Genomic DNA, 16,838 nt, shown 5'->3' with positions numbered 1-16,838 from the left:
ATCAAAAGAGGAGGACATATTCGGAACGTATTCTCTTAAAGATGGGAACTTCAAAATTCGTTGGAAATACTTAATACCCTCCTGCCACATCTCTGTTTAAGTTGATCACAGTTTTTCTTTCTCCTTTGACAATTGGATAAAGTTTCCATTTATTGTTGTCAACCTGTTCCAGCTGCCAGCTATTTGCAGGGTCTGCCAGCAGTCTTTTTACCGCTCGTGGAAAAGCGTTGGCGGCTCTTGCATTTTCCCAGGTTCTTATTACTTTAAAAATAGCTTCTTTCTGCGGACAACTTTCAACGTCCTTTTGGTTCATTTTTAAACTATATGTTGTACCAACACCTACTGAAATGGCTTGTATATGCTCATATTCTTCAACTTTGGATTTGGCATTGATCGGGAAGTTGCCCCCCATACCCACAGGAAAAAAGTTAGCATAACATACATCACGGAGATCCTTTCCCTGACTGGTGGTACTGCCCCATTCGCGGGTTTCAGCGTCGTATAGATTTTTCCCACCACCAACATTCCAGATGCTTTGATAATGCCAGGATCCTTCAGACAAGGTAGCACCTGTGAAACGGATATATGGGACACCTAACTGTGCTGCCTTTTCGAACATTTTACCAAAGAAACGTTTAGTAGAATAATAACCATGTCCGTTATTAAACAAAAACTCCTGGCCATCGAAATCGTAATAAGAAATGCCATTGACTTTGCAGACTTCAGCAAAGTGTTCAGCGATTTTGTCCTGCAGCTGCATATTCGGAATAAGACCATCGTATCCATAATTAACCGTTACCTGAAGTTTGTAAATGGTATCGCCATTGGCATGGTTTGAGGCAGTGGTTTTCCAGTATCCCCGCTTCACATTCAACAGCCTGTAGGGTTTCTCCTTTGAAACGCCCATATAATGAATAAGTTCTTTACCGATTTTGATCATGTTTAAGTTGGCACAATGACCTTCCCAACTGGCAATCTCATCAAGATAAGTGGGATTGTCTACCAAAATAACCGTGTCGGTTGCGCTGATATTTTTCACCAACAAGCGTTTTTGCTGATAACACAGGCTGTCGCTCGGGATTGGACTTGCATCCAGGGTGCCTGGGGCCAAAGCATTTGTAATTGGAGTCCTGCCGATACTGATCCCTAGTTTGGCTGCCATATCAGAAAACTCCTTATGCGAAACACTTCCGTTTGTTAATTTAATCGGCTTTTTCTCAAAATTCTTTCCGTCGATATAACCGTTATTGCCTCGGTCGGCTCTTAAGAAGCCCTGATCGTATAAACTTATGGTTTTAAAGCCCAATCTGGATGTATAAGAAATGGTGCTATCATTTAAATTACCACTTGTTAGGAGGTCAGGAACAAATGCAGCCGGGTCTTTTATCCATTTTCCATTAATGGTTGGATGCGGGAGCTTTTCCTTCAGGACAATATCCTGGATCACATCCAGCAAAGCCGTACTGTCAGGGCTTCCCCACAAGGCGACCGATGATCCGATATAATCTACACCTGGTAACGGTTGTACCTGTAAATGGTTGGGCGTGTTCGCAGCCATATTAGGAATGAGCGAAAAGTAAACCTCTCTTTCAAAACCACGGTCTCTTGACTGATAAGCGAGTGATATCCTCCCGTTTTTATCTACAGTTGCCGCATTACCATACATGATGCGGTACCAGGGTTCTTTATGTGCATAAAAAGCAACATCGCTGACCCCGTTTCCGCCCAATGTAAATACCTGACCTTCATGCAGGTTCGAGGGCAAAGGAAAACGCTTAGCATCAGGAGTATGAACAATGTATTGAAACGGTGCAGCATCGCCAATGGTTTCCGCTTTTCCACCCAAGGTATTATCATTTAATGCCATCATACCAATAGAGTAGTTTACGGCAGCACTTGTATCCCTGGCTACACCGATGATTTCGCCTAATAGATTATTGATCTGAGTGTGTAATGGCCCCCATTCAATCACATCGATACCTTTTCGGTTAGTGAGTGAGAGCAAGGTTAATTTAAAATATTTCGCCTTAGGCTCCAGTTTAACGTTTGCCACCGAACCATTGGCATAATATAGTGCGAGTGTTTTTTTATCTTTTATATAAACCGCTTTAGTGGGTTCAAAGTATTTTTTTTTGGTATCACTATATAAACTTAGTAGAGGTGAAGGTTTGTCAGCAGGACTAAACTCCCGGTAAGGGGCTTTAGTCTTATTTTTCATGCTGGTGACGAAACCTTTGTTATCCACCCTGATTTTAAAATAATCAGTCGAAAACTCGGTCTGGCTATATCCCTTCACCGAAAACCAGCAGGTGATCACCATTAGCAATACAGTAGCTTTTGCGGCGATATTTAAAGAATTATTTTGCATTTCAGGTATCTATTTGTGTGTTTGTGTTGTGTTGTATAAAAGTAGGCGAACTTTCTTTATCCGCCTACTTGATTATTTGTATTTTATTGTAGCGGGTCAAAAGGGCCGCCCCATTCTTTGTTCTGTGGCAACTGATCAGGTTCAGCAGATATCTGCGTTGGGTGCAAAGCATTAAACCAATGATTAAGATCAAGGTTATAAGTCTGATTAGCCGAGGCCGTCTTATCCAGATTTTCTACGATCACTGCAGAGAATTTAGCCCTTACCGCAGCAGTCATAATGTTGTCTGTATTTCCAGGCAAAGCTTCACCTTTATTCAGCATCAGGAATAAACCTCTCCTGGTGGTCTGGGTATTCAGGATATCGTAACGTCTCCACCTTCTTAAATCGTTAAATCTAAAACCTTCAAAAGCGAGTTCCACCTGGCGTTCGTTCATGATCGCTGTACGAAGATCGGGCTGTGAAGTTGCTGTAATGCCATATTTCCCGGATACGCCAGCGGCAATACCCGCACGTTTACGGATGGAAGATAAAGCCGTTACGGCCTCGTTACTGTTACCTGTTTCGTTTGCAGTTTCGGCAAGCATTAAGAGAAGTTCAGCATAACGCATAGGCGAGAACCAGCTTTTAGCACCGGCTGCTACGCCTACAAGCGCTGCCCTGTCTATAAGTGTATCTAAACCTTTACGCTGAAAAAAACCTGTTACGCCATTTTCATCTCCATTTTGAACAAGCGGAGAAATACCCGAGAATAAGGTCGTATTTTTCTCCGGGAGCACAGTGCTGGGCGTTGCCGATGCTTTCCAGGTCCAGGCTTGCCAGTAAGTACGGGATCTTGGCGCGGTCATACCTATTGTATTCACATCAGGCGTTGGGTACACTGTACCACCACACCAAATGGTTGCATAAAACCGGTCGTCGCGGTTGGTGTAAAAATCAGTTAGAAACTGCTGATTATAAGCTGCATTAGATAATTGGTTTTTATCAAACTGCATAGGGCTACCATCACGTTTTGGATAAGCGATCAGTAGAGGTAATATGGGTTGATCGGTATTGGTATTTCCATTTGTAAAAGGAAGGGGCCTGATGGCGTTAAAGTTCATGTAACTATCCGGATAATAGTATTGCCTGGTCATAATATGCTCTTTGTTCCTCGAATACCAGATTAACTTGTAGTCGGCAAACAAACCAAAACCCGCTGCATCTGCAGCCTGTACAGCGGCTTTGGCAGCATTATAGGCATTTGCCCACCTGACCTGATCGTTTGAAGGGTTAAATAATGGACTGGCATACCATAAAAGTACCCTTGCTTTAAAACCAAGCGCAGCAGCGCGGTTAATCCTGCCGTAATCAACTCCACTGTAGTTGGGAGGCAAAACGGCAGCCGCCTCATCCAGATCCTTTATAATCTGTGCAACGCATTCAGATGTTTTGCTCCGTGCTACTTTCAGCGAGTTTACATCGTTCCCGTTTTGCGTCTTTAAGATCAATGGTACCCCACCTACCGAGCTGACCATCCCCCAGTAAGTCCAGGCACGCCAAAATTTAGCCTCGCCGATTAACCTGTTTTTGGTATTTGGGTTGATTACCGATTCAGGCAAATCCCTCACCTGATCCATAAAATAATTGGTTTTATCAATATTCGTATAATTGAGATTGGTCGCATTTGCTACTAAATCGACGATACCCCGCTGGAAACCACTCAAGTTCCCTCCTGATGCATTAATGCCCTCATCAGCATTCGCACCACTTCCAAGCGGCCATCCGGGCATAAGGCCGCTGTATACATCGTTCAAATAGGACTTGATTAAAACAGAATCTGTCCATACATTCTTTGGATTTATCGCTCCTGTGTTTTCATAATCCAATCCTTTTTTACAAGACGAGCCCAGGGCAATAATCAGGGCGATATAAAGGATAAATTTATTTTGATTTAGATATTTCATTTTGATTTCCTTTTAATGTTAAAATTTAGAACGTTACGCTTAGACCGGCATTGTAGGATTTAACAATTGGGAAAGCCGTACCTCCACCCATTTCAGGATCATAGAATTTTTTGTTGAATTTGCTGATCACAAAAAGATTAGATCCGGATACATAAAAACGAATGTTGTTTACGTATTTTTTATATAATTTTTGCGGAACATTATAAGCAACATTCAAAAACTTCAGGCGTAGAAAACTTGCATCTGCCAGCCAGAAATTACTTCCTGCTGTATTAACACCTCTTACGGCATCATTTGCACTGTAGCGATAAGGCAACCAGGAGTTATCAGGATTTTCCGGGCTCCATGACTCATCGTACCAAGGACGCCACATCCTGTTCCATTCTACTCCTCCGGATAAGTCATTGAAAGATTTTTTATAACCGAACGAACCGTTGAAATTGGCATTCACACTTATTCCCTTCCACTCTGCACTTAAATTTAAACCGACTACTTTGGCATTATTGCTATTGTTTAGCACGGTAATGTCATTGTCGTTGATTTTATTGTCACCATTAAAATCCACGTAGGCCAGCTGTCCGGGTTTAGGCGCAATGCCATTGAAAGTATATCCAGGTTTAGCCGCCAATAAAGCATCCACATCCGCCTGCGACCTGAGCATCTTATCAACAGTGTAACCAGTAATCATATTCGCAGAACGTCCCTCTTTGAGTATATCCTGATAATCGTAAGTTACATTCTGATCCCTCATCACATACCATGAATCGCCATAAGTGAAATTCGCACCTACGCTATAATTAAATTCGCCAACCCTGTTGTTGTAGTTCAGGCCGATATCAATACCGTTAGCTTTCATTTTACCGTAATTCACAGATGGTAATGGGCGGCTAAAGGTTGGTGGGGTAGACTGGATCTTTGCAGCCAGGATATCGTAGGTAAGGTTATGCCAATACTCAGCTGAGGCCGTAAAATGTTTTAAGAAACTGATATCGATCCCTATATTCTTGTTCTGGTATTTTTCCCAGGTAATGTCGGGATTGGGCAATACATCATATCGTATCCCAGGGTTAAGTGCAGGCGATTCGCCAAAAAATGCACTGCCTCCCGGAACATATTTATCTTCATATTGCCAGCGTGCAACGTTATCATTACCTGTTATTCCGAAAGAAGCCTTTAATTTTAATGATTCAATTCCTTTTACATTTCTAAAGAAGTTTTCTTTAGAGATCACCCAGGCTGCAGAACCGGCAGGGAAGAATCCCCAACGTTTATCCGGGGCAAAAATTACCGAACCATCATAACGATAGGTGAAAGTAGCGATATACTTATCTCCATAATCATAAGCAAATTGTCCAACATACGATTTACGACCAGTTGTTACCTCGAAACCATAGGTGTTGCTGATACTTTTTGTTGCCGTACCGTTGACCACACCTGCTCCTCCGGTAGAGGCCCACCACTGGTCAGTTGTATAAATAGGAAAACCATTGATGGTCGCATCAATACCGTCGCCGGAACGTTCCTGACGTTCGTACACCAGTGCCGCGTTTACGTGATGTTTGCCAAAATTTCGTTCAAAGTTTAACTGAAAGTTCAATTGCTCCTCCTGGTTCCAGGCAGATAGTTTTTCTATAGAATTCGAATGTTGTGTAAGACTTTTCCCTACAACAGTATTTAAATCCCAGATAACTGGTGTAATCTGTTTCAGTTCGTAATAGGTAAAAGGATGTGAATATATTTTTTGATTGGTGTTCGTAAAGCTTTTTATATAGCCCACTTTAGCACTTAATCCTTCCAAAAACGGGGCTTTATACGTTAAATTTAAATTCGCAACAGATTTGATGGCCTCTGACTTATTGTAACCTGCCAGTCCTTGCGCTTCGCCTGGTTTATTGGTAATCCAGAAGTAATACACTGGGTCGCCTGAAGCCGTAAAGGATGGCATATATGGCTGCCATACCAAAAGTTTAGGAAACATATCTCCCGACCAATCGCCCTGAGGGGCATTAAATTTATTATTGTTTATGCTAAAGCCAGCGAAAACCGTTACATCTTTGGTCAGGTTAGCCGTTATATTTGCCCTGACGTTGTACTTTTTTTCGTTGGTGTTTTTGATAAAAGTTTCCTGGTTTACATAAGAGCCGCCGATAAAATACTGAAGTTTATCTGTCCCGCCCGAAGCACTTAAATTATGCGTAGTAATAGAGGGATCGACATAAACATCTTTTAAGGCATTAAACCCGTAGCCCTTGCCGCCACCAAAATCCGCATCCTGAAAGTATGCTTTTGCATCCGCAGTCCAGGGAGTATTTGCCGGTCCGCCAGCTTCGCCCCAAATTCTGTTTTGAATCGCTCCCCACTCCATGATACTGGTTAGCTCCATGTTATTTCCACGGACATCTTTTCCGGTGTTCACCGAATAGTTTACAGATGCTTTTCCGGCCTTACCACGTTTGGTGGTAATCAACATCACTCCCCCGCCTGCACGGGCACCATAAGCAGCTGTAGTCGCCGCGTCTTTTAAAATGGTTACATCTTCAATTTCATTAGGGCTTAAATTGTTGAATTCTGCCGCATCACTGGTTACTTTTCCGTCAATTACATATAAAACCGGCGCTGTATTCCATGAGCTTGGCGTTCTGATGCGAATGCTGGGCTGTGCTCCTGGTATCCCACTAGGCGTGGAGACATATAAGCCCGGCATTCTACCTGCCAATAAGTTACCCACTGATGTAGTCGGGATTTCGGTGTCTGTCTCTTTAAATTTAACAGAAGCGACAGACCCGCTCAAAAGTTCTTTCTTTTGCTTGGTGTAACCGACAATCACCGTTTCGTTTAAATTGATCGCAGTAGAGACCATTTCTATTACTATTCCCTGTTTAGGCACAACAGTTATCGCTTTATAGCCGGTCATGGTAACCCTTAGCATCGCGCCACTGGGTACAGCAATTGTAAATTTACCCGACTCGTCTGCCTTTACCGAGGATGCAGCGCTCCCTGTAACGGAAATTGTGGCAGCCGCCAATGGGATCTTTCCTTCTGCATCTACTACCGTTCCCGATATTTTTACCTGAGCAAAAACATGATAGGACTGCAGTAAAATGAAGACGATTCCGAGCACCCGTAAGTGCATTTGTAATACCTGTTTCATAATCTAATTCTTTGGTTGGTTAGTTTTCTTGTTTGGTTTTTTGCCGGATGGTTTGGAGCCCAACCAAACCATCCATGCTATTAGGATAAATCTCAGAAGAATACCTAGCCGCAACTACCACTAATTTGATCGTTTACAATGTTTTTTTTGCCCTCTTTTCCCCTTGTTCCTACGGATAAAATGACCTGAATCATCAATTAAACCCGCAGCAGGGGCCATACGCTAAAATTTCGATTTCCCATTCTAATCAACTATTGAGCGTATAAGCCAGACGTATTGAATTAAAAAGCGATAGCAATTTCCATTTCGAGAATATCTGATGAATTATTATTTAGACTTATTAAATATAATTTGGATGAAAGCAATTAAAACAATTTCTTTGTAAGCGTAAACCAAATTCCCTATCGTGATACCCGGGTAGGAAACCAAGCTAAAAAAATGAAATCTGAACATACTCCTCGAAGGCCAAACTGGGCAAAACATCAAAAAAGGTGGTTTGGTAAATGGCATCTTTATCTTGGTATTATTGCCGGGGCAATTGTTGCTTTTGTTGGTGTTACCGGCAGTATCCTGGTTTTTCAGGATGAGATAGACCGTGCACTAAACCCTAAGCTGTTCGAGGTGATTGCACAGAAACAAAAGTTGCCTGTTGAGGAGATCGTGCCTTTAATTAAGAAGAATTACCCCAGGTTAAAAATCGATTACCTGATGCTCAATAACTTCAAAAATCCTAATGAAGCGTATAGCGTTCTGAATTTAAAAACTGGCGGAGAAACCTTTATTAATCCCTATACAGGAAAAACAACTGGCAAAAGAATACACACCAGTTCTTTTATTCATATAGTTACCGAACTGCACCGGACTTTGCTTATTCCTGTTGCGGGACGTTACATTTGTGGTTTAGCTTCACTCTGTCTTTTAATTTTAACCATTTCAGGTTTACGTTTATGGATCCCTAAGAAATGGAAACAGTTAAAATCGGTACTTACCGTAAGGTTTAGCGGATCACTTAAGCGGCAAAATTACGACTGGCACAATTCACTCGGTTTTTACTCCTCTCCCATTGTGGCAATACTGAGTCTTACCGGTTTTTCGATTACTTTTTCTACACTTATTATTCCACTGTTGTTCGTGCTTAGCGGGAAGTCGCCGCAAGGAGTTGCCAAATTGTTAGGGGCAAAATCGGCATGGCATGCACAGGCTGTGCCACTTCCGCTTAAACAGGTTGTTGCCGCAGCCAAAGAAAAAATGCCAAACGGTTATATTGGCGGGATTGCCTTTCCGGCCGATAAAATGGGAACTTATCGTTTGGATGTAGTGAGCGGAAACCTACCTAAGGTTGGAAAAAGAGAAATGCTTATTGTTGATCAATATACGGGCAAAGTGTTACTGAACAGCCGGAAGGATTTCCCAAATGTTGGCAATGCTTATCTCAGCTGGTTAACACCCATCCATTATGGAAGCTTTGGTGGCAGGCCGACACAGGTTATCGCCATTATTGCCGGATTAATACCTTTGGCCCTCTTTATTACAGGTTTTATCATTTGGTGGCCACGTTATAAGAAACAAAAGAGAGGTAAAAAACGAAAAACCAGTGAAGCCGTATTGAATGAGGCATTGGAAACTCCAATAGTTGAAAAGGAATTAAAACCAGTGAAAATTAAAACACCACTTCCGAAATTAGGCAGGTATTTTCTTTTGCAGTTTAAATCGGGATTGAAATATGCTTTGATTATCCTTCCCCTCAGTTTTATGATGGGTGCACTCTACGGCCTTCCTTCCGGAATCATTATCCAACCTGCTATTTTTGTAGTGGCTTTTAGCTGCGTGATGGTCTGTTTGAATTTTATATGTGCATTGTTGTCAGAAATATTCAATATCCTGTTCCTCCTTCCATTTAAAAAAGGAAGCCACAAGGTAACCCGCTACTTCGCATTATCAACCGCATTTATGGTCTGTTATCTGGCAGTTTATATGCTATTGCTCAATACAGGTTTTGAGGTTTTCTAAAAGGAATTTATATAATGTTGTCAGATGGAAAGATCTGACAACATATCGTAATATGGAATAACGCACCAGGTTACCCCAGATCAAGCTATTCATTTCAGTTTCATTGCTAGTTTTCGCCAGCTACCGAGCCCTCAACAGGTTTATTGGTCGCGGTAATTTTGGTTGGGAGTGGCGCTTTGGTTTTCTTCATCCAGCTTAAAAGATCATCCAATAGTTCATCTCTTTTTTTCAGGTCAGCATCCGCCAGGTTATTGTGTTCGCCCTCGTCTGTTTTGATATTATATAATTCTACGGCATGGTTACTGTTAATTTTGGCTTTTCCTCCATCCAACAACCACTCTTCGAGGTAGAGGTGCAATTTAAAATCGCCTTTTCTAATTACCGCAACGGGCCGAGTTCTAAATACTTTATCGCGCCCTCTGATTACCGGATTATCGAGGTATCCAGGAAAATACCAATATATAGCCTTTCTGCTTGTTTCTGTTTTATGCCCAAATAAAAGCGGACTCAGGTCTTCACCATCACCTTTGAATGTATTGTTGCCAGCGATGGCCATAAAAGTAGGGTAAAAATCTAAATTGATAATTGGTGCAGAATTTACAGCTGCCGGTTTGATGTGACCGGGCCAGTAAGCGATAAAAGGCTCTCTTATTCCTCCTTCGTAATAGGATCCTTTATTCCCTCTTAAAGGTTCTTGCGAAGATTGTTGTGTAGCACCATTATCGCTTGTAAAAATAATCAGGGTATTTTTATCGAGCCCTGATTTTTTCATAAAATCCATCAATACCCCGATGCTGGCATCAAAATCGTAGGTGCAGGCGGCATAGAGTGCCATGTTGCCTTTTAAACCTTTTTGCTTAAATTTCTCTATCGTTTCTGGTTTTGCCTCCAGTTTAGAATGAATGGCATTATGCGCAAGGTAAGCGAAAAAAGGTTTTTCCCGTTTGGTTTGCATAAACCTGATGGCCTCATCAGTTAAGGTAGACACCCCTTTTGGATCAATCTGCCCGTCGGTTCCCATATTGGTTTTTGGTCCACGGAAATACTGATCAAAGCCTTGTGCTTCCGGTTGAGTTTCCTGCGTTTCGCCCAGGTGCCACTTACCAAAAATAGCTGTAGCATAGCCCTGCCCTTTTAATCCCTCGGCTATGGTTACAAATGTGGGGTTCAGCTCCGTATTATTGCGTACCGGAACCAGCCTCATCTGATCTACAGGACCTCTGGTGGTACTTCCTACTGCGTAAACGCCATGTCTGGGCGTATAATGACCACTTATTAACGAAGCACGGCTGGGTGCACAGTTGCCTGCGCCAGCGTAAGCATTATTAAATACCATTCCCTTTTTCGAAAGCGCATCAATATTTGGTGTTTCCATAAGCTTACTGCCGGTAAAGCCACAATCCATATATCCAAGATCATCAGCAAAAATGAGCAGGATGTTGGGTTTGGTTTTCACCTGTTTATTCTGGGAATAAAGGGTTAAGCAGGAAAAGCTTATTAACACGGCTAAAGAAAATATTTTAATGAATGTCTTCATAGGGATGTTTTTAAATGGATTTTAACTAATGATTAATGAGCAGACCTTCGTCTTCTTAACATCAACAATTTTCATCAATACCAAACAAATATAATAACAGTTTATTAACTCATTTAAACGATATATTGTCAATTGGAGCGCCCCCGAATTAAAGCCATAATAAAAAGGCCCGGGTAAACCCAGGCCCATTATCAATCATTATCATTTTGCCGATGTAATGATGATTTTTTTAATATCCGATTGGAGAGCCCCCCCCGCTAAGTGGCCAACCAGGATTTTGATAAATGGGAGATGAGGCTAAATCTCCGCCGTTTGCAGTAATGGAAAAATTTTGAATACCGATAGGGCTTAAATAATGTGCCATTGCCCAACGCACCCCCTTATAAGAATCGGCATTACTTTTTACTTCAAACGGCCTTAAATAAACACTCAATGCGGGGTCAGAAACAACTGCGTCACTATTTGAAGCCCATAAACGATTTGCTTAGGGGTGTACCAGTTCTGCATAGGTCCCCATAGTTTAAATCCCTCAATATGGGCTGGCGTAGTAATCATTTGGTCCATAGCTCTCCAGCGCCTCAGGTCCATGTACCTTAAGCCTTCTGCCATTAGCTCATCACGTCGTTCACGGCGAATATTATATAATGTCGGCGAAATTAACTGACCGGCCGAATATGCCCCCCAATCTAATTTTTCTTTAGACATATCGGTCGCTGCGATAGTGATATTAAAATCAGGGTTAACCTGGGCTCTTGCCCTGATTTTCTGCCAATAACTTGTAGCGCTTGCATCCAAAGATCCGTTTTTTTCATAGCAGGCCTCTATATAATTCAGATAAGCTTCAACAGCCCTAAAAACAATACTGCCGGTATAACCTCCACCATTATTTGCCTGGGCTCCATCATAACTTATACCTTTCCTGATGGTGTAACCGGTAGTATACCTTTGTTCTGCGTTCGAAGCATATATCAAAGGGGTAGGTTCAACATCGGTTTCGTGACTCCCTTTGCCTTTGTTTATCAACACATTTAACTGTCCAGGCTCTTTTAAGAAAAGATTTAAACGGCCATCACGGTTTGTTCGCTGATTGGTAATATAGTCATCACCGGCCCAACCGCTTCCAGGGGCATAAATTGGTAATCCATTGGCCATCAGAAAACTTTCTACCATACTGCGCGTCAGGCCAATTGCATTGTTGCCCAATTGCGCATATACCGGTACGTTATGTGTCCCTACAGCGTTTGTTGCCTGCCGCCACAACAGCACTTCGCTATAACCCGACATGTCCAGCGCACCAAACATGCTAAAATATGGATTTTCATTATTGGGAGAAACGATGGTTCCGGTGTTTGTTACCAGCGTTACCGCATCAGCAACTCCTTTTGCCGAGGTCATGGCTTCTCCCAGAAAATATTGAATCTCATTGTCTATGCTTCCTGATTTAAACTGGTAGTTGGCGTTATAAGCCTTTGCTGCGCCTGGCCAGTTTGGACCGTTTGGCACAAATGCTGTACCTTTAAAATATTTAAGCCATGTGCCTTCGTACAAGGCTACGCGAGATTTGAGCAGTAATGCGCAATTTCTGGAAAGTCTGTTTTTTGCGGCATTGTACTGAGGCTGCATCAACATTGCTGCAGAATCAAGGTCCGACAAAATAAAGCGGGCAACTTCCGAACGTGGCGCGCGTTTGCTAGCCTCCGTTAATATCTGGCTATCATCGGGAAATATTGTCTTTATAATGGGAAAATCGCCTAAATTCCGCAGCTTGCTAAAATAGGCGAAAGCCCGTAAAAAATACATTTCTCCAATGAACTGGTTTATATTGTTTTGGCTGCCGGTTATTTTTCCGGCTTTCCAACGCGGTATAACCGTTTGAAGGAAGTAATTGCACTGGAATATATCAGTAAAGTTCCAGTTGCCATCCAAACCTGAAGGAACTTTCACTAAACCAGGTGCAAATCTGTTGTCCTGAGAAGTGCCCACCTGGTTGTCGGTTGCCTGATCAAGTGAAAAAGTTCCAAAAGTATAATTACCCACCTGCGCGTGCGATGGTAGCATACCATAACGGGCAATGGCATAAGCGCCCAGTTGGGATTCCTCAATTAAATAATCATCCGGTGTAATATCAGAGGGGGGAGTTACATCAAGTAAATTCTTTTTACACGATGGAATTATTAACACAGCTAACGCAATGATGATAAACCAGGCATAGTTTTTATTTCTTAAATTCTTCATTTCTTATTTATTTAAAATGTAACATTTAAACCGAAGGAGATAACTTTTGTTAACGGATATGCGTTTCCTCTCGCTCTGGGCGTGTCCTTTGCACCTCCGTTTATAGTTTCGGGATCAAACTGGGACGGAACTTTGGTTAAGGTAAACAGGTTATCACCTGAAACGTACACTCGCAATTTTTGCAGGCCGATACGTTTGGTTAATGATGGCGATAAACTATATCCCAGCTGAAGATTCTTCAACCTCAAATAGGCGCCATTAAGTAGATAAGCGGTTTGCATATTGTGGTTTTTATTTGTGCCAAACACTGGTCTCGGAAAATGAGCATCTAAATTTTGGCCTAAAGGGTTATTAGGATCAGCACGGAAATAATCTAGTTGCTCTCCTTCAAGAACTGTAGAATAGTATACATTATCCGTGATTCCCCAATAATAATAATTGTCAATATTAGTACCACCAGGCCAGAAATCCTGTTTTAATACCCCTTGAAAAAAGGCGCTCATATCAAAACCCTTGTAGTCAAAATGCATATTAAATCCAATCTTATAACGTGGTGTTGTATTACCAATAACATGCCGATCGCCCAGATTGCCTATTGTTCCATTGCCTGCGTCTATTTTGCCATCGTTGTTGTAATCGGCATACATAATATCGCCGGCGCCCCAGGAAGAACCAAAATAACTTTGGCCATTGCTGCTGCTAGCCAGGTGTGCATCCATCTCTGCCTCGGTTTTGGCTATTCCTATTGTGGTGAAACCATAAATGTTTCCGATTTTCTGCCCTGGTATATAGGTGTTAGTTGTACCAGTAATATTGGGGTACCTGGTGACGGTCGTTTGATCATCAGATAAACCAAGGTTAAAACCATAACCAAGTCCACCCTTTGTACGGTCTTCCCAGGCAACCGTTAACTCCCAGCCTTCTGTTTTTAAATCAGTGTTATTTGTGGGAGGTACTTCAATACCAAAAGTCACCGGCAATTCTACTGCAGGGCCTAGCATGTTTAAAGTTTTGCGGTTATACCAATCGAAAGAACCTGTTAGCCGGTTATTAAGAAATCCATAGTCAATACCTAAATTTAATGTTCTAACCGTTTCCCAGGTGAGCGTTGTACTTACAGGTCTGGGAGCGCCCGCGGTATTGGGCTGTATGCCATTCACTAACCAACTGCCATTAGCAGTGCCTACCGGCATGATAATATAGGTTGGATAAAAGAGGTTTGTATTCTGGTTGCCTACACTGCCGTACGAAGCCCTAAATTTAAAAGTATTTAAAAATTTGGCATGCTCTTTAAAGAAATCTTCATTTGCTACGTTCCATCCTGCAGAAAAAGAAGGAAAATAAGCCCAGCGTTTGTCTTCACGAAACCTTGATGAAGCATCGTATCTTAAGTTTGCTTCGAACAGATACTTATTGTCATAACTGTAATTGATCCGTCCAAAATATCCGGCTGTACCCCATTTCTGATATTGGCCACTAACATTTGGAGGAATTACCAATCCGGTGTAGCTTAAACCCGAAGTGGTATTGATTGTGGGTGACTCTGGTACAATAACTCCATCTCTCGAAGCATATATATCGCGATACTTGAAAGATTCCGTTTGTGCACCTAAGGTTATCTTGAAATAATGATTTTTAATATTCTTCTCATAAAAACTATAAATATTACTTTCCAGGTAATCTTCTTTATATCCTTTTTCATTCACGCTTGAACCTGTTGAATAAATGATGGCATTGCCCGCTACATCATGGTTATATCTTTGCAGATAATCGGTATGATCAAAATAATTCATCGTACGGAAATTAAATTCCCCAAAGGTTTTCCAGCCTTTTATTGGCTCTGCCACTAACTGCAATTGATGCACCATCAGATCTTGCTGGTGTTTATATAACCCTCCATTTAGTAAGGGTGCTGCAAATGAGGGAGATTCGAATAAAAAGCCATTGGGATCATAAAGTGGTAATGTTGGCCAGCCTTGTCTTGCCAAACTCTCATAAAGCCCACCGCCCAATGCACTGGGCTGCTGTATCTGTTCGCGTACGTTACGGGTAGTGTAGTTAGCCGTAACATGATCAGAAATTTTTGTACTGATCTTGGCGGTAACGCTGTAACGGCTATACAGATCTTGATTTAAGGCCAGCAAACCCTTTTGGCCCAGATAGTTTCCGGATAAGTAATAGGTGGTTTTCGCATCGCCACCGGTTAAACTTAAATTATGTTCCTGTGAAAAGGCAGAATTGGCATAAACCACCTTAAAATAATCAATATTATCGTTGCCATACGCGTATCCATCACCCCATTGTGATGGGTTATTTGGATTAGGAATAATAGCTGTAGTAATCTTGCCGCTCATATAATCCTGTATACGCAGCAATTGATCTGCCCGAAATATATCCGAAGAATTTCCATTTCTGCTGGCTTCATTAAAAACCAGCGCAAAGGTGTAGGAGTCGACCGTTTTTGGCAATGTAACAGGGCTCGTAAAGCGGAAATTATCATTGTAATTCACTGATACTTTACCAATCTTTCCTTTTTTGGTAGTGACTAAAATTACGCCAAAGGCTGCCCTTGAGCCATATATAGAAGAGGCGGAAGCATCCTTCAAAACGGATATATTATCTATATCTGCGGGGTTAAGTGCGGTTAATGATCCATCCATACCGTCGATCAAAACCAGCGGCGCTGCACTCGAAGCCGAGCTAATACTACCGGTTCCACGAATATCGATAGACGGCGGTGTATTAAATGCACCGTTTGATTGCGTAATATTCAATCCCGGTACAATGCCCTGCAATGATTGTAAGGCATTAATAACGGGCCGGTTTTCCAGTTGCTTACCACTAACGGTTCCAACGGCGCCAGTCAAATTTACTTTTTTCTGGGTACCAAATCCTACCACCACCACTTCATTAAGTACCCGGTTATCTGATTGCATCTTCACATCAATCACTGTTCGACCACCTACAGGGATTTCTTGTGTATCAAAGCCCATATAGGAAAATACGAGCACCGCATCATCTCCCGATACGGTTAATGAATAGCTGCCATCTGTATTGGTAACTGTACCCTTCCCTGTGCCACGCTGCGTTACCCCCACTCCAGGAAGTGGATTTGCTTTATCATCGGTAACTTTACCGGTGATTATTTTGTCTTTTGGGATTTCCCGACTGATCATTTTTGAATGATCCAATACACCAGGGCTATAAGATCCCAAAGTATTTCGAAAAGCATCAATATGGATCGGCGCACGTGCTTCTGCACCACCATATAAAAATACCATGAAAGTATTTATAACCACAACACTAAAAAAGAGTGCGGTCTGAGATTTTTTTTTCATAATTAATTTTTTTAATCAGTAATCATTTTTTTTAATTAAGGCCTTTTCAGAACCTGAAAACAGCATACAACAGCGTCATTCAGGCTATTTGTCACCTATTTTTTCAGGAAAAACGAAAGATTTTCAAGGCCTGCGGAGCTAACCCTGTAACGGACTCACTTTTTCATGTCTGTTGTATTTTTTCTCCATACATTAATTTTTAGTTTATTATTATTTGGTTTATTCTTGGTTTATAAATAAGTCACTCAGGCCT

6 protein-coding genes and 1 pseudogene are annotated in these 16,838 nt (G+C 41.8%); 1 reads left to right on the top strand and 6 read right to left on the bottom strand.

Going from position 1 to position 16,838, the window contains the following annotated elements; all coding sequences use genetic code 11:
- Window positions 1-70: 70 nt before the first annotated feature.
- The 3 genes from CA265_01945 to CA265_01935 form a co-directional block, all read right to left on the bottom strand.
- Complete coding sequence (locus tag CA265_01945) at window positions 71-2,368, bottom strand: hypothetical protein (protein ARS38509.1); 2,298 nt, start codon at window positions 2,366-2,368, stop codon at window positions 71-73.
- Window positions 2,369-2,451: 83 nt separating this feature from the next.
- On the bottom strand, window positions 2,452-4,314 hold the full coding sequence (locus CA265_01940; protein ID ARS38508.1) for a hypothetical protein: 1,863 nt from the start codon (window positions 4,312-4,314) through the stop codon (window positions 2,452-2,454).
- 25 nt (window positions 4,315-4,339) lie between these two features.
- Window positions 4,340-7,465: a hypothetical protein gene (locus tag CA265_01935; GenBank protein ID ARS38507.1), complete on the bottom strand. Its 3,126-nt coding sequence runs from the start codon at window positions 7,463-7,465 to the stop codon at window positions 4,340-4,342.
- 438 nt (window positions 7,466-7,903) lie between these two features.
- Between CA265_01935 and CA265_01930 the strand changes: the two genes are divergently transcribed.
- The gene (locus tag CA265_01930; GenBank protein ID ARS38506.1) at window positions 7,904-9,475 is read left to right on the top strand and encodes a hypothetical protein; all 1,572 of its coding nucleotides are present in this window, start codon (window positions 7,904-7,906) and stop codon (window positions 9,473-9,475) included.
- Between the two features lie 106 nt (window positions 9,476-9,581).
- On the opposite strand, the gene CA265_01925 is transcribed toward CA265_01930, so the two are convergent.
- From CA265_01925 to CA265_01915, 3 genes and pseudogenes are all read right to left on the bottom strand, one after another.
- Window positions 9,582-11,012 (bottom strand): aryl-sulfate sulfohydrolase, encoded by a 1,431-nt coding sequence (locus tag CA265_01925; GenBank protein ID ARS38505.1) that lies wholly within the window; start codon window positions 11,010-11,012, stop codon window positions 9,582-9,584.
- 229 nt (window positions 11,013-11,241) lie between these two features.
- Window positions 11,242-13,247, bottom strand: a pseudogene (locus CA265_01920) (RagB/SusD family nutrient uptake outer membrane protein).
- An 11-nt stretch (window positions 13,248-13,258) separates the two neighbouring features.
- Window positions 13,259-16,528 (bottom strand): SusC/RagA family protein, encoded by a 3,270-nt coding sequence (locus CA265_01915; GenBank protein ARS42857.1) that lies wholly within the window; start codon window positions 16,526-16,528, stop codon window positions 13,259-13,261.
- Window positions 16,529-16,838 lie beyond the last annotated feature (310 nt).

The organism is Sphingobacteriaceae bacterium GW460-11-11-14-LB5 (genome assembly GCA_002151545.1).
In the GTDB taxonomy this organism is placed as follows: Bacteria; Bacteroidota; Bacteroidia; order Sphingobacteriales; family Sphingobacteriaceae; genus Pedobacter.
The sequence above is the reverse complement of the archived record's forward strand: the minus strand, read 5'-3'. Positions and strand labels throughout refer to the sequence as shown.